Origin of the sequence: Flammeovirga sp. EKP202, from assembly GCF_014534745.1 — a bacterium.
In the GTDB taxonomy this organism is placed as follows: Bacteria; Bacteroidota; Bacteroidia; order Cytophagales; family Flammeovirgaceae; genus Flammeovirga.
The window spans coordinates 35,152-62,023 of the sequence record NZ_JACVVP010000039.1; the positions used below are offsets into that span (position 1 = coordinate 35,152).

Genomic DNA, 26,872 nt, shown 5'->3' on the forward strand with positions numbered 1-26,872 from the left:
ATGACTTGAATAAGTTCACTCCTAACCAATCGTTTGCTTCCTAAAACACTATTTCTATATAAATTTTTCTGATTAAAAACTTTTTAAAACTAGTTTAAGAATGAAGATCTTCAATCACTCATTACCATTTTTTTTCATTACAATGTTTCTATTTTCTTGTAGCGATGATGATACTCCGCCAACAGTTGAACCTTATTTTGAAGATAATCTAACATTAGATACATGGGAAGATAAAGGTTCTTACTTCAATCCTAGCGGATGGGAAACATCTAATGCTGGAACTTCTATTGTAGGCGTATTCAATGCTACAGAAGAAAAAACCGATGTAGTGAAAGGAAGTGCGGCAAAACTAGAAACTGCAAAAGTCATTTTTACAGGAATTGCAGCCTCTACTTTTTACACTGGAGCATTTGAATACAATTCAGCAGACCCCGCAAAAAGTGCAATTCTTGGTGTTCCTTATACAAAGAGACCTAAAAGTATGTCGTTTCATTACAAGTACACTCCAGGCGACTTGTATGAGCAATACGTTAATACTACAGGAACTACCATTGTAGGAACTGATTCTTGCTTAGCCTATATGTATCTCCAAAAAAGAGAAGGTGATAAAATAGAAAGAGTCGGTACTGCTGCAATGCAAAACAGTGATACTATAACAGAGTGGACTGAAAAGAAATTGACTGTGCAGTACGGAGAAATTCAAAACCCTGAGCCTGGCTTTAGACTTAGAGAAGACGAAACGGGCTGGGCTGATGCTACTGCAACTCCAACTCATGTTATCATTGTATTTACTTCAAGTAGTGCTGGTGACTTTTTTAGAGGTGCAGTTGGAAGTGTGATGTATGTGGATGAAATTTCAATTGAATATTAACTATGAAAAACTTTCTTTTTGCTTTAATAATCCTAGCAGTAACCCCTCTCTTGTCCTATAGTCAAGAAGTTAAAAATACTGATCAAAAATGGAACTTAGGGGCAAGAATTGGATTTAACTTAGGTGCTTCAGCTCCATTTTATTTTCAAGATATGCCTGACCGTTTTGAATGGAATACAAGCTTCAATCCCACTATTGGTATCTACGGAGATTACAAATTAGGGAATCCCAGACAGTCACTAAGAATAGAATTACTCTATACTCGAAAAGGGAATAATACAACGGCCAATGTGACTGACCGCTACTTCAAATTTGGCGATAATAATGAAGGGTCTGTTACTGGAGAAGTTTATACAGAAATAGATCTTCATTACATTGAATTACCTATTCAGTTCCGATTACCACTCAGTAAAAAAGATAATGGTTGGTATGGCATTGCAGGAATTTATTTAGCCTATATGATGAATGGGTCCTTTGATGGGAAAGTACTACAAGGAAGTATTTTAACAGATGATACAGGTATGAGTGCCGAAGTTGGAAGAGATACCCCTTATGATTATAGTAATGATCTCGTTAATTTTGATTGGGGTGCACAATTTGGGGCACAAAAAGAAATCAATAAGTTTACAATTGACCTTCAAATATCATGGGGATTCAATGGAATTTTCCCAGTTGGATATGATACTGTTGACCCCAATTTATTTAACTTATATGGTAAAATTGGAGCAACCTATAGATTGTATTAAAATTAGTCATAAAATAATAAAGCTCGATCCTTTTACAAATAGGATCGAGCTTTAATTTTATCATTCTATGTTATGACAAAGTAGAAGGACAGACAAATTCCGTCGTATTAATTCCAGCTTCTTTGATGGCTTTAAAACCGCCTTTTACATCTATGATATTTTCAAAGCCTCTTGATTTCAAAATTGATGAAGCAATCATAGATCTATAACCACCAGCACAATGGATATGGTACGTTTGCGACCTGTCTAAATCAGACCATTCTGTATTGATGAAATCAAGTGGTTTATGTACAACTTTATCACTATCAATATGTTCCGATTTATACTCGCCATCCTTACGAGCATCAATTACCTTAATATCTGTAGAAAGCTTACTTTTTAACTCCTCAGCTGAAATAGAAACAATCTCATCTACTTCTTTACCAGCATTTTTCCAAGCAGCTATTCCACCTTCTAAATAACCCAAAGTATTGTCATAACCCACTCTTGATAATCGTGTGATCACCTCTTCTTCCTTGCCTTCCTCTGCAACAATAACAATTGGCTGTTTTAAGTCTAAAACTAAGGCACCAACCCATGGAGCAAAGCCACCATTTACGCCAATATTGATAGCGTTGGGTATAAAAGCATCTTTAAAAACTTGAGGATCTCTTGTATCTAAAACCAAAGCACCTTCCGCATTTACAACTTCCTCAAACAATTGAGGGTTTAAGGCCACTGTTCCTTTCTCAAGAATAGCATCAATATTTTCATATCCCTCTTTGTTCATTTTTACATTCTGAGGGAAATATTGTGGAGGTGTCGTTAAGCCTTCCGTTACTTCTTTGATAAACTCTTCTTTAGACATATCACTTCTCAATGCGTAGTTGGTTTTCTTTTGATTTCCTAAAGCATCAAAAGTTTCCTTACTCATGTTTTTTCCACAAGCAGAACCTGCACCGTGCGCTGGATAGACAATCACATCATCATTTAAAGACATAATTTTATTCCTCAAAGAATCAAAAAGCATCCCTGCCAAATCTTCTTGAGACAAATCCGATTTCACCGCTAAATCAGGTCGACCAACATCACCAATGAAAAGTGTATCTCCAGAGAAGATCGCATAATCTTTCCCCTCTTCATCAATAACTAAAAATGTAGTCGATTCTTGCGTGTGTCCAGGCGTATGTAAAACTTTAATAGTAATGTCTCCTATTTTAAACTCTTCGTTGTCTGAAGCAATATGAGCATCATAAGTTGTTTGAGCAGTAGGGCCAAAAACTATTGTAGCACCTGTTTTTTCTGCCAAAGAAACATGACCAGAAACAAAATCTGCATGAAAGTGGGTCTCAAAAATGTATTTAATTTTAGTGCCTTCTTTGTCTGCTTTTTCAGTATAGGGCTTTGTTTCTCTTAATGGATCCACAATTGCAGCCTCACCTTTTGACTCAATATAGTAAGCACCTTGAGCCAAACAGCCAGTATAGATTTGTTCAATTTTCATGATATAATAAGTTTATATGTTTAAAATCAGTATGATGTTTATATTTTTCTTTCTTCAAATTCATTGGTTTGAATCGCTCTTTCAAAGTTAAGCGTTATTTCTTGTTGATTACCTTTCTGATCAAAAAAATCAATCGCATTTTGAACATCTAAGAAAAAGTGGTTCTTCCCTAAGTTTTTGATAAACCCTACCCGATTTAAGAAATCACGTACAGGTCCAATCATATCAGAGAAATATGTTTTAATCTGCATTTGTTGTAATTCAAGAATTAAATCCTCCAATACAGACAATGCTGTAGAATCTATATTAGAAACACTCCCGAAATGAAGTACAACCACTTCTAAAGTATCTTTCTTTTTTTCGACTTCTTGCAATACAAATTCATAGAAATGATTACAGTTTGCATAGTACATTTGTGCATCCTGACGAATGATCAAAACATCGTCACGCACTTCAACATCACTAAAACGATTTGTATTTCTATATTCATTACACCCCTTCAGTTTTCCTAAAACAGCGATATGAGGCATTGCTGTACGTCTTACTAACAATAAAAGGGATAAGATCATTCCTGAAAGAATCCCAATTTGAATTCCAAAAAATAAGGTCACCAGAAATGTGATAGCTAACATATAGAAATCTTCCCTTTTGGTTTTCCACAACAACCTTGGATATTCTATGTCAATTAAACCGTACACTGCCACCAAGATAATTGCTCCAATGATAGCCAAAGGCAATTCTTCAAAATAAGGCGTTAAAAACAATAGTGTAAACAGTAAAATAACGCCACTTATTATATTCGCTAAATTAGTTATTGCACCTGATTGCTCATTTACTGCTGACCTACTGAACCCCCCAGTAGTATGAAAAGCACCTAAAAATGACCCAATAATATCACTTAATCCCAAAGCAATAAACTCCCTATTATTTTTGATTTTATATTCATTTTTATGCTTGAGTTGTAATGCTTTTGAAACAGAAATAGATTCCATATAAGCGATCAATCCAATAATAGCCGATGCAGGCAATAATTGTAGTATAAGGTCCAGCTTAAAGTAAGGAATTTTCAATACCGGTAAACCACTAGGTATACTACCCAAAACTTTCACTTCCAAGTGGAAAAAATACATTATACCCAAACCAAATAATACCACCACTAATGAACCCGGAACTTTTTTCAACCATTTCTTAGTGAAATGAATAATAAATAAGCCCGAAATACCAATTAAAATGGATTGCACATTAAAAGCATCAAATTGCTGAACTGTTGCCCATAAAACTTCTAAAGCCGTTCCTCTAGCGGTCAATTCAACTCCAAATAGATTTTTTAATTGATCAATACCAATGATAAAGGCCGCCGCCGATGTAAAACCACTAATCACAGGCTTACTCATGAAATTCACCAAGAACCCTAATCGGATCAACCCAAAAAACACTTGAAACAATCCAATCATTAAAGTAAGCAACAGTACTGCCTCAATGTAATTGTCTGAAGAGACTGACGCTATGGAAGAAACCGTTGCTGCGATCAACATAGAGTCAATGGCTACCGGTCCTACAGAAACATGTCTTGATGTACCTAGTAGAGCATAAATAAATTGAGGAACCATGGCCGCATACAATCCATAAACCGCAGGCATTCCCGCTAAACTAGCATAGGCCATCCCTTGTGGAATCAACATAATGCCAACCGTCAATCCCGCAAATAAATCTCCGGAAAGATATGACTTCTTATAATTTTTGAGCCAAGGTACTATCGTAAAGTGTTTTTGCATTTGAATGTTATTATCTGATGCAAATGTGGAAAAAGAAAATGATAGTTAATGTAACAATCGTCACATAAAAAAAGAGCATTCACCGATAATTAATGAATACTCTTTTTTTATCTCCTATTTTGAGACTTTATTTTAAAACTTTATAGTTGAATGAACCTACATTTGATTTCACCTTAATGATCAACATACCACTAGAAAAGTTTTCTGTTTTGATGGAAGTGTTCAAATCCGCAATTTCAGAATGTAGTAGTTTTCCGTTTATATCATAAACCGCCACTTCATACCCTTTAAGCGAAGTATGAATATTAATTACTCCTTCTGTTTTTGTTGGGAACACCTTAATATACTTTTTTAGTTCATCATCTATTGAAGTAATATCTCCGTCTATATCTTTCAAATATTCATCTAAAGTCAAGATAATTTCTACAGCAACGGTGTTTTGTAACTCATCATTACCTACCAATACCAAGTTAAGATCTTCTATTGCTTTTACTCTTGTACCAGAAGGAAGCTTAGTTACATCAATTGTTATGGTTAATGTTTCTTGATCAAAAACTACATAATCAGGAACAGCATCTCCATTTTTCTGCATTAATAGAAATTTCTTTTCAGTTCCACTTAAACTTGTGAATAAGCTCTCGTCAATTTTTATTTCTATGGCCTCTTCATCAATTTTTTCAACAACTAGATGTTCTTCTTTAAATTCTTGATAGTTTGAGAATTGGTAAATAACATCAATGGTATTCTCCTCTTCAGTGATGGTATAAGTCCTAACAGATTGTACTTCTTCTTTTTCTCCGTTTACAGAAAGTTCATAGGTCAATGATTCATCAGTAAATGAATAGCTAAAATTATATATACCATTTCCCTCATGAGTAGAAACGACTCTATAAATTGAAGAAGAAGGGCTTTTGATCAAAATTGATAATGAATCTTCCTCAGGATCAAATAAAGAAACTTCAATAAGAGGCTGCATGTTGATATTCCATGTCACTTCCTTGTAAATATCTTCAGGTTCAGATGTGAAAGAATATTCGTCTTGTACAAAAAGAGTATAATTCACTTTTTCATCATCTCGGTTGATAAATTTAAAGTCTTGGTAATTAAAATATCTGTCTTGATATGTCATTCCACCCGTAATGATCACTTCATCATCTACCTTCACCATATCTTTTAAACTAGTCATCACAGGTCTTAGCGGTGTTACTTTTTCCCTTACCCCATCTTTAGAATATTTGATTAAGGCATTATAGGTTTCTCTGTTTGAAGTAGTATAAAGTACATCTTGACCAGAAGTTGTTATATCCGATTTAATATCCAATAAATAATATAAACTTTCATCTTCATCAACTAATACTCTAGTATAACCGAAATTAAAGCTGTATTTGTATTCATATGGAAGAAGTTCACTCCAAACTGCATTTCCATCATTATCAACTTTTAAGGCAAAGTTTGAGTAAGTTCCAACATCAATATCTTCTACATTAGGGACTAAATGATCTTCAAGAAGTGTATCGGCTTCATAGATCCATCCTGTGATATAAACGGAACTATCACCAGCTTGAAAACCAGTTGGCCAGCCTATACCTCCACCCAATTCTCCTGATATCAATGCTTTTGCCCATTTTATTGATCCGTCACTAGAATTGATTGCAATCAAAGGAGCGTTAATCTCTCTATTTTTAAAAGCTTCCAGTTCTCCTTCTTCAACAGTTGAAATACCTGAACATTGGAATTCACCCGACAAATACAACAAACCTTCTTTATCTGCTGTCAAAGTAATTATATAATAAGAACCAGTCATGTTGACACTAAAAGTAGTAACCTCTTCCTTTTTATCGGCATCCAGACTATGAACGTAAATCATATCATTGGTATGTTCAAATTCTGCATAATACCCTTTTCCATTATAAGTTGTCACCGAGATGTCATCGCTGATCCCTACAGTATCTACATAATTTAGAATATTCAACTCATTGTCTAAATAAACAATTACTGATGTTGAACCTGACTCTAGTACATAATCCTGACCATCAAAAGTAAAAGACCGAGCATGATCTCTGTTCTGCAAAACTAGTATCATATTGCCTGTTGCCTCATCTACCTTAAGATTATTACCAAAAACATCTATTGTACCAAGTGAGAAGGTCTTACTTGAAAGCACCTCTCCTGCACTATTGAGTTTTTGTAAATTCGAAGTACTTTGACTTTCTATATCAACCCCTAATCGATAGATGTTTTGATCTACATCTGATTCAATTGCTATATAATTATAAGTGCTATCAAATTTCACATCATTGATTTTTGAAATATTGTCTGATAAAATTTCATAAGTAAAATAACCATTGATATAGTCCATGTAGAAAACTAATTGAGCTTTCAGTCCTTTATTTGCTCTAATCGGAAAACGGTTATCTACATTCCATTCATCACCGATTAAAAGCGTAGTATCACCATTCAACATAAAATAAAATTCATGCTCAAGTGTTATTTCTTCAGAGATATACTTGATAAAACCTTTATCAGAATGATGTTCAACAGTATTAATCTCAATTGATGATCCTAGTTCGCCATCAACAACAGGTTGATAGGCCACAGATGTGATTTCATGAAGTGATGCTTTTTTATTGAAAATATCAATCGTATAATAATAAGTTGAATAATCACCTTCACCATTAAGTGGGTATTCCATTTCAGAAACAATTAGATTAAATTGTTCATCAATTGAAAGTTTTTCACCATTATCATTTTCAAACAAGATTCCTCCTTCATTTTTCAAGTAATTAATACCGTAAAAGATATTGTCTTTCTTGTTTAACAAGGATAGTGAGTTTCTTGTAATAGCAGTTCCTTCTATCGTTATTTCCTTAGAAGAATGAATTGGATGTTCTTCTTTAAAATCAGTATTTGGTTCTAAGTCAAAATCTATCTCTAGCGTTTTGTCAGCACTGCTTATAGAGTGTATTGATTGATTATTTTGAATTACAGACCCTGATTCCGTTAAATTACCATTTACTTTAATTCCGTTGGAAAGATCTAAATCTAAGTTTGTATAATTGACTCCATCGAAAAGCAGTTGACCATACCCCTTGAATTTATTATAACCATAAAACTTAAAGATATTTATACCTTGTGAAAAGTCGTTGATATACGTTTTGTAGTCACGATCCATATATACTTCCACCTTTGAAGAAATATTAAATGATACATAATAATTCTCCAGAGAATCTGCCTCTATTGAAATATTATCTTTTTTGATCAAACCTGGATCATCTAAATAAAATGAAACAACATTATCTAACCTTTCATTGTTAAAACTTGCAACAAAATATGCTTTATCATAATTCTCAGACTTAAAATCTCCATAATAACTAATTTCTTCATCCTTATGAAAAATACCTGATACAAACACCTCTTCCTGACCTCTTTTTATACTATAAATAGTAGACGCTTTTTCATCATTTCTTCGACTAAATAATGTATAAATCATGAAACTAAAGTCTGTATTAATCTTTACTGAAAGTAAATCATTTGTCACAGGATAAGTACCCCAATTATCGTCAAATTGATAACCATCTGTTGCCAAATCTGATACTACATAAATATTTCCAGACATGTCAGTAGCCATGATACTTACCTCAAAATCAGTAACTTCATAAAACGTCAGGTTTTTACTCCACTGATGCGCTCCAGAAGCATTCCATTTTGTTAATTGAATAATAGCATCTGAATCAAAAGTTTCATTTACTTCATTCACTGTTACTTCTCCATCAGCAAGGTAAAGTTGAGTATAAATATTATTTTCTGAATCTATGGACAGATCATAACCGTCATTTTTTATTAAACCCAAAGTAGATGAACGAAGTACTTTCTTAGTGTAAGCAACGGAAAGGTCATTATTCAACACAAACAAGACTAACTGATCTTCATTCGTGTCAGTGTAATTGATGTTGTTAAAGTCAATACCATTTTCTGTAGTATTATTGACTAAAATTGTAATAATTTCACCATCATCACTTACTTGTAAAAACTCTCCTCTTTTATTTTGAAAAGTTGTACTAAAAAGGAGTTTATCACCATTATTTTTTTGTATATAACCTAATGAATCACTACCACAATCATAACAGTTACCTACAACATACTTATTCCCAACATTATCATAATCTGTTCCTAGTACAATTACATTATCACTAGTAGTACTGATTCCTGTAACAAAATGCTTTCTTTCGCTATCTATAGAAATTGATGCAATGCCTAAATCATAATAATAGTCAAAGGCAAAATTGGTCAATATCCCATTGACTGTCATACCTCCTGATTGATCAGAAAAAGACAGGTTAGAGACTGTAGCACCATACCACTCCAGTTCTTTATCTGCATCTGCTACTATCTTATACCTATCTTGTAATAAAAAACTATAGGGCAGATCAAAGGTAAGCACCTTGTTTTGATAGGAATATGACAAATCCATTGGTGTACCCCAATCAGAATTTTCCTTATCAAATTTAGTAACAACAGAGAGTCCTTTTAATTCTGTTATTTCATAGGTCATATTTGCTAGATCAACATGAATATGAAAAAGTGATTGATCACCATCAACATCAACAGGAATTGACGCTCCACCTTTTGACAGTACTCCATCCATTGACATACCGAATTGCTCACCTTTTTTCGATTCAAAAGAGATTTCTCCATCTCGAGTTGCATACAAAATAGTCTCATAATTTGAGTTGCCTGCATTCACCAATTTCAAAATATCCAAGTCATTAGGTAATGCAGATCCTTTCAAATAAAGGGAGGAGTTGGATGTTTGTGCATGCACGATACCGAATGCATTCAATAATAGAATACAATAAATAAATAAGAATCTAAGTTTGCTCATGTTTTAGATAAAAAATAATTGGAAAAAGAATAGCTAAGAAAATAACTCTTAGGTCACCCAAATATAATAAAGGTTAAATTCAAAACCATTTATGTTACAAACATATTCATTAAGTAGCATTATTACTTTCTGATTCATTTTTATTGTACTGCCGCTTTGTCAGTAAAACTGACATTTCTTAGGCATATTTTACATTGGCACACTTCATGCAAAAAAGGCAATGAAGATTATTTTTTTCTTCTAGACTTTTTAGAAAAACAAAAATTACAAAACAGATAAATAAAAATGTCACAAGTAAACATTAAACCCCTAGCAGATAGAGTTTTAATTGAGCCTGCAGCTGCAGAAACTCAAACAGCATCAGGTCTTTTTATTCCTGATAACGCTAAAGAAAAACCTCAAAGAGGTACTGTTGTAGCGGTTGGTAATGGTACTAAAGATGAGCCTTTAACTGTTAAAGTTGGTGACACTGTCATTTATGGTAAGTACTCAGGAACTGAATTAAACGTAGACGGAAGTGATTATTTGATCATGCGTGAGGCTGACATTTTAGCAATCGTTTAATTGAATTTACTGGTGGATGAAGTTCCACAATTATTAAAACAAAATTTCAACAGAGAATCAATCAAAATTCTCTATTAAAAATATAAAAAAATCATGGCAAAAAATCTTCATTTCGATACTGAAGCAATCGAAGGATTAAAGAAAGGTGTTGACGCATTAGCGAACGCTGTAAAAGTTACTTTAGGACCAAAAGGACGTAACGTAATTTTAGAAAAATCATTTGGATCACCTCACGTTACTAAAGATGGTGTTTCAGTTGCTAAAGAAATCGAATTAGCGGAGCCAATCGAAAATATGGGTGCTCAATTAGTAAAAGAAGTAGCTTCTAAAACTGCTGATGAAGCAGGTGACGGTACTACTACTGCTACTGTATTGACACAAGCGATCTTCACTACAGGTATCAAAAACGTTGTAGCTGGAGCGAACCCAATGGACTTGAAACGTGGTATAGACAAAGCGGTTAAAGCAATCGTTGGTGAATTAAAGAACGTTTCTAAGACTGTTGAAACAAACAAAGAGGTTGAGCAAGTAGCCACTATCTCTGCCAACAACGATGCTGAGATCGGTAAAATGATCGCTGAAGCAATGGAAAAAGTAGGTAAAGATGGTGTGATCACTGTTGAAGAAGCTAAAGGTACTGAAACTGAAGTAAAAACAGTAGAAGGTATGCAATTTGACCGCGGTTACTTATCACCTTACTTTGTGACGAACACAGAGAAAATGGAAGCGGATATGGAAACTCCATTTATCTTAATCTACGACAAGAAGGTTTCTACAATGAAAGAATTACTTCCTGTTTTAGAAGCTGTTGCTCAAACTGGTAAGCCATTAGTAATCATCGCTGAGGATGTTGATTCTGAAGCTTTAGCTACATTGGTAGTCAACAAAATCCGTGGTGCATTAAAAGTGGCAGCTGTTAAAGCTCCAGGTTTTGGTGACCGTCGTAAAGCAATGTTACAAGACATCGCAATCTTAACTGGTGGTACTGTAATCTCTGACGAGACAGGTATGAAACTAGAAGATGCGACTATCGATATGTTGGGTACAGCTGAGAAAGTAATCATCGACAAAGACAACACTGTTGTTGTAAATGGTGCTGGTACTGCTGATGCTGTTGCTGCTCGTGTTGCTGAAATCCGTGTTCAAATTGAAAACACTACTTCAGATTACGACAAAGAAAAATTACAAGAGCGTTTAGCGAAGTTAGCTGGTGGTGTAGCAATTATCTACATCGGTGCTGCTACTGAAACTGAAATGAAAGAAAAGAAAGACCGTGTAGATGATGCTTTAGCAGCTACACGTGCGGCAGTTGAAGAAGGAATCATCGTTGGTGGTGGTACTGCTTTACTACGTGCTTCTGCTGTTCTTGATGCGGTTGAAACTGCTCACCCTGATGAGGCTATCGGTGTTCAAATCATCAAAACTGCTATCCAAGCTCCTTTGAGAACTATCTTGGGTAACGCTGGTTTAGAGGCTTCAGTAATCGTAAACAAAATCTTAGAAGGCGAAGGTAACTTCGGTTTCAACGCTCGTACTGAGGAGTACCAAGACTTAGTTGAGGCTGGTGTAATCGACCCAACTAAAGTAACTCGTTTAGCATTAGAGCACGCTGCTTCAGTTGCTTCTTTATTATTAACTACTGACTGTGTAGTTTCTAATGAGAAGGAAGAAGGTGGTGCTGCTGCCGCTCCTGCTATGCCTCCAATGGGTGGTGGCATGCCAGGTATGATGTAAGAATTCATCAAGTAGTTTATATATAAAAAGAGTTTGCTTCATTATTTTGAGGCAAACTCTTTTTTGTTTCTGAAAATGCACACGATGTACATTTGATTTTAATTTTTAACTGAAATACCTTTTGATAATAGCCGAACGAGACGGTGAATTTTAATATCAATTTTTTCAAGGTTGTCTTTTACCACTTTCAACAGAGTGTATTTTTCTTCTGGAGAAACATCAACGGTCTCAAAAAGTTCAAATACACCTAATGATGTAGATAAATCACCTCTTAAATTGTGAGATGTGTAATCTAATGCTCGCGTTAAAACAGCATTTTCATTTTCAATTTTATTGATATAGGAAAATAGCTTTGATTCATCTGAATAGACGGAAACAATCAAACCACAAGATAACTTTTGAACTCTATTGGTTCTGTACAAAGTCGTCTCACTATCCACGACGTAGCCTTTTATTGGCATTTCGGAAGGGGTTCCTGTTTTATAAACTCTTTCAAGAGTTTCTATAAGTCCAAATTCAAAAACATTCGGGAAGATTTCGTGCACTTTTTTTCCAATCACATCCAATCCTTCCACGCCATCCATCATTTTACCTGATGGGTTGTAATACACAAATTCGTAATTATTTTCACTCAAACGTTTATAAACTGCTACCCCAAGTTTACAGTTTTCATAAAAATTAAGTAGCTCTTCATTCATATTTTGGAATTATTAATCTTGTTGTAGGGGTTAAGAATGTTATAAAAATAACATTATTCACCACAATATAAAAGAGTTAACAGTTAATAAGCCACGAACTACACCTTATTTACAAACATTATTGAACAGAAAATAGAACTTATAGGAATAAATCACTAGCAATCTGATCAGCAAATAATTTCCCAGATGAAGACAAAATGAGCTTGTTCTCTTTCCAAATTAGCCATCCAGCATCATACATTTTCTCTAATTCTCTCTTTTTCTCTTCTTTAAGATCAAATTGATATATATTTTTCAAATGCTCTGTATCACACCCCCAACTAGTTCTTAGTGTTGTCAGAAGATACTCGTTGATACCATCTTCTCTTGTAAGTTGTTCCACTTCACAATCCAATTTCTGATGGTCTAGAATCGATTTATAGTATTTTGGATTATTAGAAACATTGTATTGTCTTCGCTGATGTCCATCAAAGGAATGAGCACCAGGACCTATCCCCAAATAAGGTTTGCCCTGCCAATACGAACTATTATGTTTAGAATAAAACCCTTCTTTTGCAAAATTTGAAATCTCATATTGTTCATACCCTTTTTCTTTTAAGGTTTGAACCAAATATTCAAACTGTTCCGCTGCAAACTCGTCTTCAGCAGGTTTAAATTTTCCTGTTTTTGACCATTGACCTAAAGCCGTTTTTGGCTCAACAGTTAAACAGTAAGAAGAGATATGAGGTACATCTAACTCTAAAGCTGTTGCTAAGTCGTTTTCCCAAATTGAATGATCGGAAGCAGGTATTCCATAAATCAGATCAATAGTAAGGTTTGAAAAGCCTGCATCTTGAGCCATTTTGACACACTGCTTACTTTCTTCAGCGTTATGGGCTCTATTCATCATTTTCAAATGAGGTTCATGAAACGATTGGAGACCAATACTCAATCGATTCACCCCTAGCGATGACAGTTCCTCTAATTTTGAGGTTGTCAAATCATCAGGATTTGCCTCTAGTGTCAACTCTAGATTTTCACTATCAATAGTAAAGTATTTGTTGATTCCATCCAGTAAACTTCCTAATTCTTGCGTAGATAAGATGGATGGCGTGCCGCCTCCAAAATAAATTGTTTGAATTTTTTCAGAAAGAAATCCTTTTTGCATTTCGATTTCCTTCAACATGGACTCCAATACTAAATCTTTGGTTTTCAAAGATGTACTGAAGTGAAAATCACAATAATGACATGCTTGTTTACAAAAAGGAATATGTAAATAAATCCCGCTCACAATTTTTTTTAAAAATATTTGATATTTTTTTGTCTATGCTCCAACTTTAGTTGTCTATATATAAGAATACAAAATATGTAAAGAAATTATATATACACACTCTATTCATTTGACGATAATATTGTTTAGAAACACCTTTTATTAAGGGTGTTTCTTTTTTTTATTGCTCGCCTTCTACTGACATTCCTCTTGTGATACAGACTTGTGCCAAAATGTAAGTTAGCATTATGTATACTTCAGAAATATCCACTGACTGAAAATTCTTATAGCCAATCATCATATCAGATCCTATAAATAATAAGCCACCCAAACAGGTTAACGCCCCCCATATGTTTTTCATTCTGAACATTCTTATTGCTGTAAAAGAAAACATAACAGAAATAACAATACTATACAAAATGATTGATAAAGCCATCACTTTATTAGTCCCTCCTATCTGATCTCCTAAATACCCTCCAACGAAAAGTAAAGGAAGTGTCACAATGAATAACCATTTATAATTTCCTTTTACACTAGAAAAAAACAAGGCAATGATATATAATAAATGACTCACTAAAAAACAGAATAAGGCAATCATCATAATATCTTGATCTTCATTGAACATCATGTATAAATCGCCTAACCAAGCAAAGAAAAAACCAATCATCATACTTTTGTAAATAATTGAGTTTTCAGACTTTTCCTGCCAAGTGGTGGAAAAATAAATTGCAATAAAAGGTATGATAAAGGGTTTTGAATAAATAATAAGAACATCACTATCAATATAATTACCATATAGATTGAGTAGTGAAATACTTATAAATAATAACCAAAATACATTTTTCTGTGATCTGTTTAATGGCTCTTTTACTGCTTTTGATGATTCTGACATTCTAAACTTTCTTTTCTATATCCCTTATTTCTGTAATCACTTATTCAACTGCTTTTAAAACTACGGCTGTAGATTACCTATTGCATCGAACTAAAATAAAAAGACTTTGTATATTATCCTTAAAGAACAATATACAAAGTCAGTGTTAGATCTAAATTTTAACGATTATTATTCCCAAGGCTTCTTGTTTGCCTCTTCATCACTCATCGCCTCTACTTTATCTCCATTAGAAAGTGTTTCTGAAACTACTCTAAAAGGACCTCTTACCACAACGTCTCCTTCGTAAATACCATCAACAATTTCGATATTTTCAAAATCACTCACTCCCGTTTTTACGATTCTTGCTTCTACTTTTTGAGATTCTTTATTGTAAACAAATACAACTTCTTCTAGCTCATTATCTTTTGCATCAGCGGCTATTTTTACCTCTCCCTCCTCTTTCTCTTTCTCAGCACTAGCCTCTTCATTCTTCTTCAATTCAAATCTCTTTCTTGTGGTTACAGCGGTTAATGGAACAATCCAAATATCCTTTTTCGTTTGAGTAATAATATCAACACTTGCTGTCATACCAGGCCTAAATGGAGACTCAGAGCTTTTGTTCTCTGCTAATAAATTTGAATAGGAAGAAGGTAATATTCTGATTTTCACTTCAAACTCAGTTACAACATCTGTACTTGTTGTTTCATTTGCTGAGTTGGCAATAGCTGTTACTATCCCTTTAAATTTAAGGTCTTGATAAGAATAAGCATCAACATCAATTATAGCAGTATCACCTTCGTGAATACGAATGATATCATTTTCGTTTACATCTACTCTTGTTTCCATTTCAGCAAGGTTTGCAATACGCATCAACTCAGTGGCTGACATTTGACGGGCACCTACAACCATTTCACCTTTTTCAACGGATAACTTGGAAACAACGCCAGACATTGGTGCAAAAATCTTTGTCAACATCAAACTTTCTTTCGCATCATCTACCTGTGCTACTGCACTTTTTACAGTATATTCTGAAGCTCTTACACTTTCTTTTGCAGCTTTTAAATTCGCTTGAGCAATTTCATAGTCTGCCTTACTGTTTTCATAGTCTTGATCAGAAATCACCTTGTCTTTCCATAGGTTCTCATTTCTTTTGAAAGTTAATTCTGCTTGATGCAATCTTGCTTCATTTTGGGCTTCATCCGCTCTTGACCTCGCCAACTGTGCTTTTTGAGCGTTTAAAGATGCTCTTGCTTGATCTAAGGCCGACTGAAAGTTATCAGGTCTAATTTGAGCAAGTAATTGTTTGGTGTTTACAGAGTCGCCTTCTTGAACATATAGCTCTCTAATTTCACCAGAAACTTCAGAAGAAAGATTGACTTCATTAATAGGTTGTACCCTGCCTGAAGCGGATACTTTTTCGGTAATTTTCCCCTTTGTGGCTACCGCAAATTCAACTTTGGTAACAACTTCTTTATTTTTATTGTAAAAATATCCTACTATTCCTATGATAATGACTGCTATTCCGAGGCCAATATAAATTTTAGTATTCGATTGTTTGCGCTTCTTAGCCATATTGCTCTAAAAGTTTTCGACAGATTTGTTAATTTCGATCTATTTGAATTTAAAAAAGTAAATTAATAGAATACTTTCAAAAGTACTACGTTATAATAGTATAACTTTTACCATTATGTCTATTTATCGTAGTTTATTTGATCTGATGCTCGGAAAATGGATTCGTTTTAACAATAAAGACTATCCTTCGGGTAAAATAATAAAAATAAATTCTGCTTGGATTGATTACTTAAATACCTATCAATTATCCATTACTATTGAACAAAGTACTAAAGAAACCTCCATTGTAAGAATTCCGTTAGAAAATGACTCTGAAGACTTTTATATCAAATTCTTAAGAGGTAGTCTTGGAACATTATTCGATTCTGACAGAGAACTTGAGGATAATTTAGTTTGCTAGTCAGGTGGTTATTATTTTAGGATTAAAAATTTTCATCCACAAAAAAAAGAGAAGCTTTACCACAAAGCTTCTCTTTTTTATTTGCTCAACAGTACAACTTCTCACGAAGTCTACTTTCTAATTACTTTTTTCACCACTCTTCCTTTTGAAGTGTTGATATCCACAAAGTAAATTCCTGCTGAGACTTCCGATAAATCTAAGGTCATTGCGAAATTAGAAATTCTCACTTGACCCGATAACACAACTCTACCCGTATTGTCTCTTAATTGATAAGTTACGTCGCCTACCAAACTATCTCCGAAAATACTTACTTCAGAAGATGTTGGGTTAGGATAAACTGAAACTGAGTTTGATAATTCATCATCCTCAATCGCTGTAGGTTCATCAGGCTCGATTGAATACGTTAATTCATCAATATTGGCCTTCACAGTGAAATTACCTGTCTCAGGTACTTCAATGTCTCCTCCTTCACCTTTGGCAACTTTTAATTTACCATCACTTTCGTATCCCCATTGTCCACCGTTCCAATCTTTTTGGTCAATGAACTTGAAAATCTGTCCTTTAGTAAGAGGTGCATCTTCTAAATAGAATCCTCCTTCTCCATCAGATAACATTTCGATGGCATTAGCTGGATTCCATTCAATACCTAAAACATCACCTACAATATATAATTTCTTATTATTTTCAACGAAGTCAACAAATACTGGCCCCTCTGAAGCATCAGAGTTGGCATCGTCAAATTTCAATGATAATTCATAAGGTTTTGCGTCATCACCCAATTCAAAGAAATCTTTTGGAACGAAAGAAGCAACATACTTATCACCCTCTTTCACCATATTCATTGATTTCTCATTTGTGATATTTCCTGAACCGTACTCATCCAAAATTAATCCCGCTGTCATAGAAATTGTTGTACCAAATTCTTGATCGCTACGAGCTGGGTTAAAGTACACCTTAATTTCATCTTCTTCAACAAAACCATATGGAGTTACCTCTACCATTGGAACAAACCCAGTTACCAATCCATCTGTTGGGTAGTCTACTGCTTTATTTACTAAAACAACAAACTCTGATGGATTTAAAGTTAACGCTCCACTACCAGCATACTCTTTACCATTTTCAAAATAGCTATACCAAGTATCACCGTCAGCACTGAAGTCATAAGTGTGCTCCTCTAATGCTTGTAACGTGAAGTTACCAATGATTCTTACTTTTGCATTTGCTCCATTTAAAGCGATTGTTTTCACTTCATCAGATAGATTAAAAGTATAATCCGCATCTGCTAAAGCACCTAAGTTCTCATCATGTCTTAATTTCAATAAAGCGGCATAAGTGTCGTACAATTGTTGACGAATTGCATCGTTTTCAGTATCGAATTCTGAAATCAAAGGTTTTCTTGCTGTTCTATTACCTCCATCAATTTCACCTTGATATTCTACTTGATTGATCGATACGTTATAACCTACTTCACCATATTGCCATATCATTTTTGGACCAGGTACCATGAAGAAGAATGCAGCGGCTAATTTTTCTCTGTCAATACCATTTTGAAGCACTTTCAAATCATATGTTTGGTATCTTGATCCATAGTTTTCTGAATCGAAAATCAAACGTTCCTCATCATGTGATTCCATATAAGACATCACACCGTGAATTGGCATTCCTCTTTCTCTTGGTGATTGCCAAGAAATATTTTTGTTTCCGCCTTTTACAATATCTCTGAAGTCATGGTTAATGTTACCCCATAATGAAATACCTGCATTCGCCAATTCTACTTCCTCTTCGTTATCAGAAAGGTGTTCAAACACTACATACGCATTCGCATTTCTAGCAAGAATCTCATCTTTCATTCTTGTTAGCAAGCGTATTCTATCAGTATCTTTTTTACTTCCCCAGAAGTCATCCTCTCCTTTAATGTTATTACTAAAGCCTTTTGTAAAGTCAAATCTGAAACCATCTACATGGTAATATTTCATCCAGTGTGCATTTACACTATCCACTAATGCTTGAGTGTACTTACTTTCATGGTCGAAATCAGCACCCCACTGTAAGCCTTCATTTTCAAAATTAGATTCTTCATTGAACCACGGGTTATCAGCAGAAGGATCACCAAACTCACCATCAGTATTGTACATTCTGATCATTGGAGATGAATGGAAAGAGTGATTCAATACCAAGTCAATAATCACCGCGATACCTCTACCATGTGCTTCGTCAATGAATTCCATCAACTTTGTTTTTGGTCCATAATATTTATCAGGAGCAAAGTAAAAGTTAGGATTATAACCCCAAGAATCATTTCCTTCAAACTCGTTTACTGGCATTAGGTGAATTGTATTTGCACCTAAATCCTTGATGTAATCTAATTTTTGAATCGCCTCTTCATAAGTATCATTTTCTACAAAATCTCTAATATGCAATTCATAAACTACTGCTTCTGCTAAAGGTGCAGCTGTAAAGTCAGTATTCTTCCAACCATAAGTAGGTTGGTTGATTTGTAAAACTGACGCTCTTTTATCTGTTTTCCCTTCAGGATATGCAATTAGATTTGGATATCTTTCATAATCTTGATTGATGTATTTATCATCATAAGGATCTGATACTTTTTCAGTATATGGATCTGCAATTTTTACAGTACCATCAATTAAATATTGATAGATGTATTCAGCATCAGGATCTAAGTCTGTAAATGTGTACCACCAGTAGTTCTCCTCCGCTTCTTCGTCTAACTTCATTGGGTAAGCCGACAAATCACTCCAATCATTAAAACTACCAATTACATTCACAAAATTCTTCTTTTGTGCTGGGTCTTGTAAGACTAATGTCACTTCTGATCCATTATAGTTAGGACCTAACAAAGTAGCGTATGCAGGTCTATCAGCTTTTTCAACTGTTTTACCTACTACAAAATTTAATGTTTGCGTGTCTGTTAATCCTCCTGAAGATGCAGAAATTTCAATTTTCAAATCTCCTGCCGGAGCACTTTGAATTGTATGTGTGATAGAAGTTCCCTCAACAGATGCTACTTCAGCGTCATTGACTTTGATAACCAATTGTGAAGTTGCAGGAGAAGTCGCTTCGATTTCAACTTTATCACCTTCAACAAATAAATCTGTTTCTAAAGGTTTTACTACAGTAACCGATACAGCAAGATCTTCAATTGGAATTGATAAATCATTTGTTTTAGCACTACCGTCAACAGTTTTTACCAAACCACCCACGGACTTGATAGAAGTTGGACTGTCTGCAGCACCTAAAATTTCAGCGATATTGTTATAAGTATTCTCTCCCATTGTTATAGGGAAAGTAAAAGAGAATACGTTGTCTGATTCCTTTTTAAGTTTAGCACCATCTGAAGAGGCACCCCAAGTACCGTTGGTTGCAAAATCTCCAACACCGTCACTCCATGCCCAAAGGTATAGATCATCATTGCCAGCCACAGGTGTTCCTGAGACATCTATTGTGATAACAACATTTTCAGTTAAAACAGTTGATTTCTCTGGATTAGTTGTGACTTGCGCATTGGCCCAAAAAGGAATAGCCATAAGCACATAAGCAAGCCAAGCAGCTTTTTGTAAAAGTCTTCTCATAATGTAGTTTAAAAAGATTTCATTTTCATATTCTATGATAAAGGTATGAATAACACTAAATATTTTCAAACATATAAACAATTGATTTTGTGTTAATTACTCGAAAACGGTAGCGCAATCGGTTGCGTTATTTTATAAAAAAAGAGGTCACTTAATAATAGTTAAGTAACCTCTGAAAATAAATTTTATGATTGGTGTTGTAAGATGAAAATAAATTTTGATTCAATCTATTTACTAGTCATTCCAATCCTTTATTTTTGTATTAATTCATACTTCCAATTTGGAGCATCTGAAAGATCTAACTTCACTGTATATTCACCAGCTGTAGATATTGGAATATCTCCACCTCCATATTTTAATGAATTTGGCCCTTGGTCACCTGTACCTAAGTTTAAGTCCCAAGAGTGATTCGCTCTAAATTTCAAGTTACCTGTTGTTAAAGTCACATCAACAGACCATGTATTTGTCGCTCTATCGTAAACCATATCAGTATCATTCTTATCATTAGGAGCATCACCCGGCCATCCATTAGGTGTTGCGTCCCCAACAATTCTCCAAATAGATGCCTCGGCTGTATAAGAACCATCTGTTTCACCTAATTTAGCAATCAAACGATATTGAACTTGATCTCCAACACTACTAGGTACTCTACAAGCATCTGGATCATCGTCATTCGGTCCATTTCCTTTTTTGGGAATTATTGCTACTGGGTTATTCGTAGGAAGAGGAGACCCATTCGGCAAGCCATATTGTGAATCCCAATTTCCACTTTCAGTTAAAATCTTGAAGTTACCAGTTACTGGGTTGCCATCTGCATCAGTTTGCAATGGCATATAACCTTCATAAGTATTATCAAAATTCACCGAAGCAAGACTATAAGTATCAGAATTATTGGTCCAATTATTAAAATCACCTGGAACGTAAACTCTTGGGTAATTAATAACTGAAAGATATGGCGTCATCTTAAAATTAATCCCTTCAGAAATTAAGGTATCAATATTAGCCGTCACCGTAGTACTGATTCTCGAATAGATTGTATGTTCTGTATCTACTGCTAAGCCTAATGCTACAGCTGCATTATTGATATCTTTTGTAAGTACGCCAAGTTGTGTATCACCTGTTGTCCCTAGAGATTGAGTATTTGCAAAATCCTCTGTATCTGACAAAAGAATCTCATAATTTCTTGCCAAGTTTAATCCATTGTATTTTGCTGGAGACCACTCAAAGGTAGCCGCTACTGAGTCTGCACCTCCGTTTGCAGTATCTAGTGCTATCGTTGTTCCGGTTGTAGGAGATAAAATCTCGGCAGAGACGTTATTTTCGGAACCTGAGATTCTTGGTTCTGTTGAATCTTCACTACAAGCATAAAGTGCAGCAAAAAGACCAATCAACAAAATCCCTTTATATATTTTTTTCATTGTTTTCAATTTTAATCCTATCAATTGACTTAATAACCTGGGTTTTGTTTCAAATTAGGGTTCGCTCCAATATCAGAGAATGGTAAAGGATAAATTTTAAACTTATCATCTACATCCTGTCCATTGAGTGCACCACCTTTGTAAGGCCAGTTATAACCTTTTGTGTACACCCCAAAACGAATTAAATCTGATCTTCTTTGAGCTTCCCATGCTAACTCTCTTGATCTTTCATCAAGAATGAAGTCGAGGTCCAAATCACTATCAAGAATGTTAGCCGCTTTTGCTCTTGTTCTTAAATCATTGACCTTTTGAAGGGCCTCTGCACGTGTACCTCCAGTACCTCCACGAAGTACTGCCTCAGCATACATTAAATTAGCATCTCCAAGTCTAAATAAAGGGAAATTGATATCTGTATAAGGTGTAGAACCATTACTTCTACCCGGAGTATATACCTCAGTAGCAGCATCTCTTTCTGCATAAGATGGAGAATATAACCACTCTGTTGTTCCTCCTCTTACAATATTGGTCCATTTCACATATTTATAACCTTCTGTACCCCACTCAAAAGGAATTGAAACGTCAATATCTAACTCCGTTCCGTCATCACCTGTTGTAATGAAGAAACCTTTTCTTGCATCATTAGTATTAGGATCATTCGTAGTTAAATTATCAAATTTATTGACGAATGTAGAAGGTGCAATATTACCTTGCCAACCTCCATTTGTACCCACAAACTTACCGGATACATCACCACCAGAAGCTACCGCTACCATATAAGTTGTACCTCCAAAAGTCTGAGCAACAATACCATCTTGATTAATACTAAAGATAATTTCGTTCGTACATTTGTAATTATCGGCTTTGAAAAGATCTGCAAAAACTGGCTCTAGAGAGTACCCTGCACTAAACACTTGATTGAGATAAGTAATTGCCTCAGTGTATTTTGGTGTATTAATATAAACCTCTGCGTTTAAGTAGATTCTTGCTAATAACATCCATGCAGCTGCTTTATCTGCTCTACCAATTTCACCTGCTTTGGCATCCAAAAGGATATTTTCATTATCATCTGCAGTTTCACCAATTACAGCTTTACATTCCGCTTCAATGTAATCAAATAAGAATGTTCTGTCCTTTTGTTCTGGATTAAATGCACCTACAGGGTCTGCTTCCGTTGTGAAAGGCATATTCGCAAAAAGGTCCATTGCATAGTAATAAGTTAAAGCTCTTAAGAATCGTGCCTCTGCTCTTTGCGTTTTTAAAGTAGCATCATCGATTCCACTCGTTTGTCTTAAAAACTCATTTGCATATCCAATTTGAAGGTTAATACGGTCATACATGTTTCTTACGGCCTCATTGTTGGCGGTATAAGAAAGTGTATTCATTTCATTTACCTCAACATCACCCCAAAAACAGACTACTTCATCCGTTGGTAATTCTTGAAGTACAAAGAGTCTTCTTAAGAAAGAGGCTTTACCAGCATCATTTACAACAATATCAGAAGAACCTGGCCCTTCTTGACCTGTTAGGGTAAAACCACTGTATATTTTAGCCAACATTCCGGGTGCATTTTCCGGAGTCACTTGTGAGATTTCGTTTGGATCAATTGGCTTAGTGTCCAAATCATTTACACAAGAAGCAAAAACGGCAATTGAACACGCCAACGCTAGGTGTTTTGCAACTCTATTTATATTCTTTATCATTTTCTTTCAATTTTTTTAGAATCCAACATTAACACCTAAAAGGAATGTTCTTGCACGAGGATAAATGTTATTATCTACACCTTCTGGTATCTCTGGGTCAAGTCCTTTATAGTTTGTGATTACAAATACGTTATTCACCGTTGTATAAACTCTTAGGTTGATTTTACCATCTGCAAGATTATTGAAATTGTAACCTAACATGATGTTATCCAATCTAAAGAATGTTGCTTTCTGAACGTAGTAGCTTGATAATGGTAAGTTGTTATCATTACCAGTAAATTGAGTATCAAAATATGAAGTTGTTCTATTCGTCAAAACACTAAACTCATATAGGTTTCTTAATGCTCCATTTGCCGATTCAACATCATTGTAAACATAGTTTCCAATATTTGCTCTACCTGCCATTGAGAAATCCCAATTACCATATGATACCTTAGTATTAAGACCTAGTATGAAGTCTGGTGCTACATACTTATCACTAATCCTATCTTCATTCGTGATTTGACCATCTTCATTGTGATCTACATAAACTCCTTCAAGTGGCTTTCCATTTGAATCATAAACCTGTTCAAAAACTAAGAAAGAGTTTGTTGGATTACCTACTCTCTGATACAATACTTTTGAACCTGTACCTCTTGAAGGGCCAGGACCTGTTGGTACACCTAAGAAACCTTCTTGTTCTCCATTCGTTAACTTCGTGATTTCATTTCTGTTATATGTGAAGTTAAATCCAAAGTCCCAATGTAGTTTTGAGTTAGAAATAATCTTAGCATTCATACTTAACTCAATACCTTGGTTTGTTAAGTCACCAATATTAGTTGTTAACTCGTTATTCAAGTTAGACTGACCTGGAACAGGAATAGTGTTTAGGAGATCAAATGACTGTCTATAGTAATACTCTAATGTACCAGTGATTCTATCATCCATAAATCCGAAATCTGCGGCAATGTTATAAGTTGCTGTTGATTCCCACTTGATTCTACTATCGTAAGCTTGAGGTGCAATCGTTTGATAACTTGTGATATTACCTTGTGAATCATATACAGGATACTGTACTACATCTTGTCCAAAGGTATATCTAGGTTGTGATATATAATCTGAACCTACATCTTGCTGACCTGTCACACCATAACCTAATCTTAGTTTTAAAGTACTTACAGCGTCTGAAGTTTCTAAGAAACTCTCTTTCTTCATGTTCCATGCAAATGCAAGTGCTGGGAATACCCCCCAACGTGTATCAGGAGAGAACCTTGAAGTACCATCATATCTTAATGTCACTGTCAATAGATACTTCTGTAAATAAGAAACATTGGCACGGCCAAAGAAAGAAACTAGATAACGTTCTGTTGCGAAAGCTTTATCTACGTCAATACGAGAACCTGAAACGTTGGCTGAATAATCATAACCACTACTCTTGAAGTACTGCCATGAATAACCAAGCATTGCATCTATATTGAAATCTCCTACTTCCTTATTGTATTGGAAATAAAAATCTAAGAGTCTGTTATCTCTTGTTTGGTTGTAAGTACTTCTCTTACCACCATCACCCGCTGCATAATCTCCTGCAAAGTTTGTAGGTGTATTGTTATGGCCATCACTGTAAGAGTAGTCATACCCTACGTTCAAATTGGCTTTTAATTCCGGTAAGAAGTGGAATTTATAATCTAATTGGATATTACCAATCGATCTATTCACCTTACCTCTATTATCAACTTGTTCCAAAAGTGCTACAGGGTTTCGAGTAGCATTTACTTCTGGGTTACCGTCTGGTGCTGTCCAAGTGTAGTAGCCTCCAAACTTCTCGTTTCCATCTCTTACAGGTTTTGTAGGATCGAAACTCACTGCGTTACCCAATGCACCACCTGCATCTGCAAATCTTGAATTGGAAATATTTCCTTTCAAATTCAAACTCACTGCTAAATGATCATCAAAAAACTTTGGATTCACTGAAATTGCTCCGGAGAATCTTTCCATGTTTGATGTTTTAACGATACCGTTTTGGTTGGTATAACCTATTGACACCCTATACGGGACATCTTTGATGGCACCACCAACGGATACACTATGGTCTGTAGAAACAGCTGGCGCTAATACTTCATTTTGCCAATCCGTATCATCAGTACCTAATCTTGATACCGCTTCACTTCCTTCGCCATATACTTGTGTTACCAAATCTCTAAATTGACTAGCCGACATCACATCGATTGTTTTTGGTGCAGTCGCTACAGATACATTACCTGCATAATCAATTTTCATTTGACCAGAAGAACCTTTTTTGGTTGTGATAATAATTACACCATTTGAGGCTCTTGAACCATAGATTGCTGTTGCAGAAGCATCTTTCAGTACCGTAAATGTCTCAATATCATTTGGGTTAATTGATGATAAAGGATTGGCTTGCCCTCTTACCTCTCCATTATCTACGGGTACTCCGTCAATTACAATCAAAGGATCATTGGATGCCGAAAGTGAAGACCCACCACGAATTCTAATCGTAGCACCGGCACCAGGTTCACCTGAATTAGTGGAGATATTTACACCTGCCACTTTACCTTGTAGTTGTTCCTGAGGTGAAGTAATCGCTCCTTGGTTAAAGTCAGAAGCATTTACGGCTGCCACTGAACCAGTAGCATCTTCTTTCTTCACACTACCATAACCAATGACAACTACTTCATCAAGTTGTTCAGCGTCCACTTCCAATGCAAAGTCGATAATGGATTGATTACCCACACTGACCTCTTGTGTCTTGTAGCCGATGTAACTTACTACTAAGGTAGTTTCTCCTTCGGAAAGCGTAATTTTATACTCTCCGTCAAAGTTAGTTGTCCCCCCTTTTGTAGTACCTTTTACTAATACAGCTACTCCTGGTAGTGGGTCACCATTTTCATCTACTACCTTACCACTTAATGTTCTCTCTTGGGCAAAAGTTACTATAGAGAACATAACAAGTAGCAACGTTGTAGCATAACGCCATGTAGAATTAATGCTCATTTTCATACTTATACAGTTAGACAAATAGACAAGTACTTTTCAATTCAATAATTCTTCTAAAGGTTAATAAAATAAGGCTTTGTTCCATTTGTAACTCTTATTGAGAAATAGTCTTCAGAACAATTATATCTTAGAAAAGTACAATTAGCAAATATTGTTTTACACATTATTGCCTACGCAAAATAGTCACTTAATTATTTAAGACAAAATGATATTTTTTTAGTTTATTTAAATTTCACCAAAAAAAATACACGTCAATAACACTAAACACGAAATAAACTGCAACAATTTTATTGAATTTATATTCTGATTTACAGATCAATACCGA

Annotated in this window: 16 protein-coding genes; 5 read left to right on the forward strand and 11 right to left on the reverse strand. The window is 34.9% G+C overall.

What is annotated here, in order from left to right:
- The first annotated feature begins 142 nt into the window (after positions 1-142).
- Both IC221_RS20695 and IC221_RS20700 read left to right on the forward strand, forming a co-directional pair.
- A complete protein-coding gene (locus IC221_RS20695; protein ID WP_188170785.1) occupies positions 143-871 on the forward strand; it encodes a PCMD domain-containing protein in 729 nt (242 codons plus the stop codon).
- A 2-nt stretch (positions 872-873) separates the two neighbouring features.
- Complete coding sequence (locus IC221_RS20700; protein WP_188170786.1) at positions 874-1,617, forward strand: porin family protein; 744 nt, start codon at positions 874-876, stop codon at positions 1,615-1,617.
- A gap of 70 nt (positions 1,618-1,687) precedes the next feature.
- On the opposite strand, the gene IC221_RS20705 is transcribed toward IC221_RS20700, so the two are convergent.
- From IC221_RS20705 to IC221_RS20715, 3 genes are all read right to left on the reverse strand, one after another.
- Complete coding sequence (locus IC221_RS20705; protein ID WP_188170787.1) at positions 1,688-3,100, reverse strand: rhodanese-like domain-containing protein; 1,413 nt, start codon at positions 3,098-3,100, stop codon at positions 1,688-1,690.
- A 38-nt stretch (positions 3,101-3,138) separates the two neighbouring features.
- Positions 3,139-4,875 (reverse strand): SulP family inorganic anion transporter, encoded by a 1,737-nt coding sequence (locus tag IC221_RS20710; protein ID WP_223241448.1) that lies wholly within the window; start codon positions 4,873-4,875, stop codon positions 3,139-3,141.
- Between the two features lie 127 nt (positions 4,876-5,002).
- Positions 5,003-9,757 (reverse strand): T9SS type A sorting domain-containing protein, encoded by a 4,755-nt coding sequence (locus IC221_RS20715; RefSeq protein WP_188170788.1) that lies wholly within the window; start codon positions 9,755-9,757, stop codon positions 5,003-5,005.
- Between the two features lie 285 nt (positions 9,758-10,042).
- On the opposite strand from IC221_RS20715, the gene groES reads away from it, so the two are divergent.
- Entirely contained in the window at positions 10,043-10,321 is a 279-nt protein-coding gene (groES, locus tag IC221_RS20720; protein ID WP_044210941.1) for a co-chaperone GroES, read from the forward strand.
- Positions 10,322-10,414: 93 nt separating this feature from the next.
- Positions 10,415-12,055 carry a chaperonin GroEL gene (groL, locus tag IC221_RS20725; RefSeq protein ID WP_188170789.1) on the forward strand — a complete coding sequence of 547 codons (1,641 nt, stop codon included), beginning with the start codon at positions 10,415-10,417 and terminating at the stop codon, positions 12,053-12,055.
- A gap of 98 nt (positions 12,056-12,153) precedes the next feature.
- Here groL and IC221_RS20730 read toward each other — a convergent pair whose 3' ends face one another.
- From IC221_RS20730 to IC221_RS20745, 4 genes are all read right to left on the reverse strand, one after another.
- Positions 12,154-12,753: a hypothetical protein gene (locus tag IC221_RS20730; protein WP_188170790.1), complete on the reverse strand. Its 600-nt coding sequence runs from the start codon at positions 12,751-12,753 to the stop codon at positions 12,154-12,156.
- Between the two features lie 139 nt (positions 12,754-12,892).
- Positions 12,893-14,023: a radical SAM family heme chaperone HemW gene (gene hemW, locus IC221_RS20735; protein WP_188170791.1), complete on the reverse strand. Its 1,131-nt coding sequence runs from the start codon at positions 14,021-14,023 to the stop codon at positions 12,893-12,895.
- 160 nt (positions 14,024-14,183) lie between these two features.
- The gene (locus tag IC221_RS20740) at positions 14,184-14,894 is read right to left on the reverse strand and encodes a lysoplasmalogenase (RefSeq protein WP_188170792.1); all 711 of its coding nucleotides are present in this window, start codon (positions 14,892-14,894) and stop codon (positions 14,184-14,186) included.
- A gap of 168 nt (positions 14,895-15,062) precedes the next feature.
- Positions 15,063-16,445 carry an efflux RND transporter periplasmic adaptor subunit gene (locus tag IC221_RS20745; protein WP_188170793.1) on the reverse strand — a complete coding sequence of 461 codons (1,383 nt, stop codon included), beginning with the start codon at positions 16,443-16,445 and terminating at the stop codon, positions 15,063-15,065.
- A 115-nt stretch (positions 16,446-16,560) separates the two neighbouring features.
- Between IC221_RS20745 and IC221_RS20750 the strand changes: the two genes are divergently transcribed.
- Positions 16,561-16,845 carry a hypothetical protein gene (locus tag IC221_RS20750; protein ID WP_156152509.1) on the forward strand — a complete coding sequence of 95 codons (285 nt, stop codon included), beginning with the start codon at positions 16,561-16,563 and terminating at the stop codon, positions 16,843-16,845.
- Between the two features lie 110 nt (positions 16,846-16,955).
- On the opposite strand, the gene IC221_RS20755 is transcribed toward IC221_RS20750, so the two are convergent.
- The 4 genes from IC221_RS20755 to IC221_RS20770 all read right to left on the reverse strand — a co-directional run bounded on the left by IC221_RS20755 (position 16,956) and on the right by IC221_RS20770 (position 26,544).
- Positions 16,956-20,435, reverse strand: coding sequence for an alpha-amylase family glycosyl hydrolase (locus IC221_RS20755; protein WP_188170794.1), 3,480 nt, complete (start codon positions 20,433-20,435; stop codon positions 16,956-16,958).
- A 251-nt stretch (positions 20,436-20,686) separates the two neighbouring features.
- Positions 20,687-21,853, reverse strand: a complete 1,167-nt coding sequence (locus IC221_RS20760; protein WP_188170795.1) for a SusE domain-containing protein — start codon at positions 21,851-21,853, stop codon at positions 20,687-20,689.
- 29 nt (positions 21,854-21,882) lie between these two features.
- Complete coding sequence (locus IC221_RS20765) at positions 21,883-23,553, reverse strand: RagB/SusD family nutrient uptake outer membrane protein (RefSeq protein ID WP_188170796.1); 1,671 nt, start codon at positions 23,551-23,553, stop codon at positions 21,883-21,885.
- A 15-nt stretch (positions 23,554-23,568) separates the two neighbouring features.
- A complete protein-coding gene (locus IC221_RS20770) occupies positions 23,569-26,544 on the reverse strand; it encodes a TonB-dependent receptor (RefSeq protein ID WP_223241449.1) in 2,976 nt (991 codons plus the stop codon).
- Positions 26,545-26,872: the final 328 nt, after the last annotated feature.

Bases quoted from the DNA above. Each gene is read 5' to 3' on its own strand.
- IC221_RS20695 (WP_188170785.1), top strand. From the start codon at position 143: ATGTTTCTATTTTCTTGTAGCGATGATGATACTCCGCCAACAGTTGAA.
- IC221_RS20700 (WP_188170786.1), top strand. From the start codon at position 874: ATGAAAAACTTTCTTTTTGCTTTAATAATCCTAGCAGTAACCCCTCTC.
- IC221_RS20705 (WP_188170787.1), bottom strand. From the start codon at position 3,100: ATGAAAATTGAACAAATCTATACTGGCTGTTTGGCTCAAGGTGCTTAC.
- IC221_RS20710 (WP_223241448.1), bottom strand. From the start codon at position 4,875: ATGCAAAAACACTTTACGATAGTACCTTGGCTCAAAAATTATAAGAAG.
- IC221_RS20715 (WP_188170788.1), bottom strand. From the start codon at position 9,757: ATGAGCAAACTTAGATTCTTATTTATTTATTGTATTCTATTATTGAAT.
- groES (WP_044210941.1), top strand. From the start codon at position 10,043: ATGTCACAAGTAAACATTAAACCCCTAGCAGATAGAGTTTTAATTGAG.
- groL (WP_188170789.1), top strand. From the start codon at position 10,415: ATGGCAAAAAATCTTCATTTCGATACTGAAGCAATCGAAGGATTAAAG.
- IC221_RS20730 (WP_188170790.1), bottom strand. From the start codon at position 12,753: ATGAATGAAGAGCTACTTAATTTTTATGAAAACTGTAAACTTGGGGTA.
- IC221_RS20740 (WP_188170792.1), bottom strand. From the start codon at position 14,894: ATGTCAGAATCATCAAAAGCAGTAAAAGAGCCATTAAACAGATCACAG.
- IC221_RS20745 (WP_188170793.1), bottom strand. From the start codon at position 16,445: ATGGCTAAGAAGCGCAAACAATCGAATACTAAAATTTATATTGGCCTC.
- IC221_RS20750 (WP_156152509.1), top strand. From the start codon at position 16,561: ATGTCTATTTATCGTAGTTTATTTGATCTGATGCTCGGAAAATGGATT.
- IC221_RS20755 (WP_188170794.1), bottom strand. From the start codon at position 20,435: ATGAGAAGACTTTTACAAAAAGCTGCTTGGCTTGCTTATGTGCTTATG.
- IC221_RS20760 (WP_188170795.1), bottom strand. From the start codon at position 21,853: ATGAAAAAAATATATAAAGGGATTTTGTTGATTGGTCTTTTTGCTGCA.
- IC221_RS20765 (WP_188170796.1), bottom strand. From the start codon at position 23,553: ATGATAAAGAATATAAATAGAGTTGCAAAACACCTAGCGTTGGCGTGT.
- IC221_RS20770 (WP_223241449.1), bottom strand. From the start codon at position 26,544: ATGAGCATTAATTCTACATGGCGTTATGCTACAACGTTGCTACTTGTT.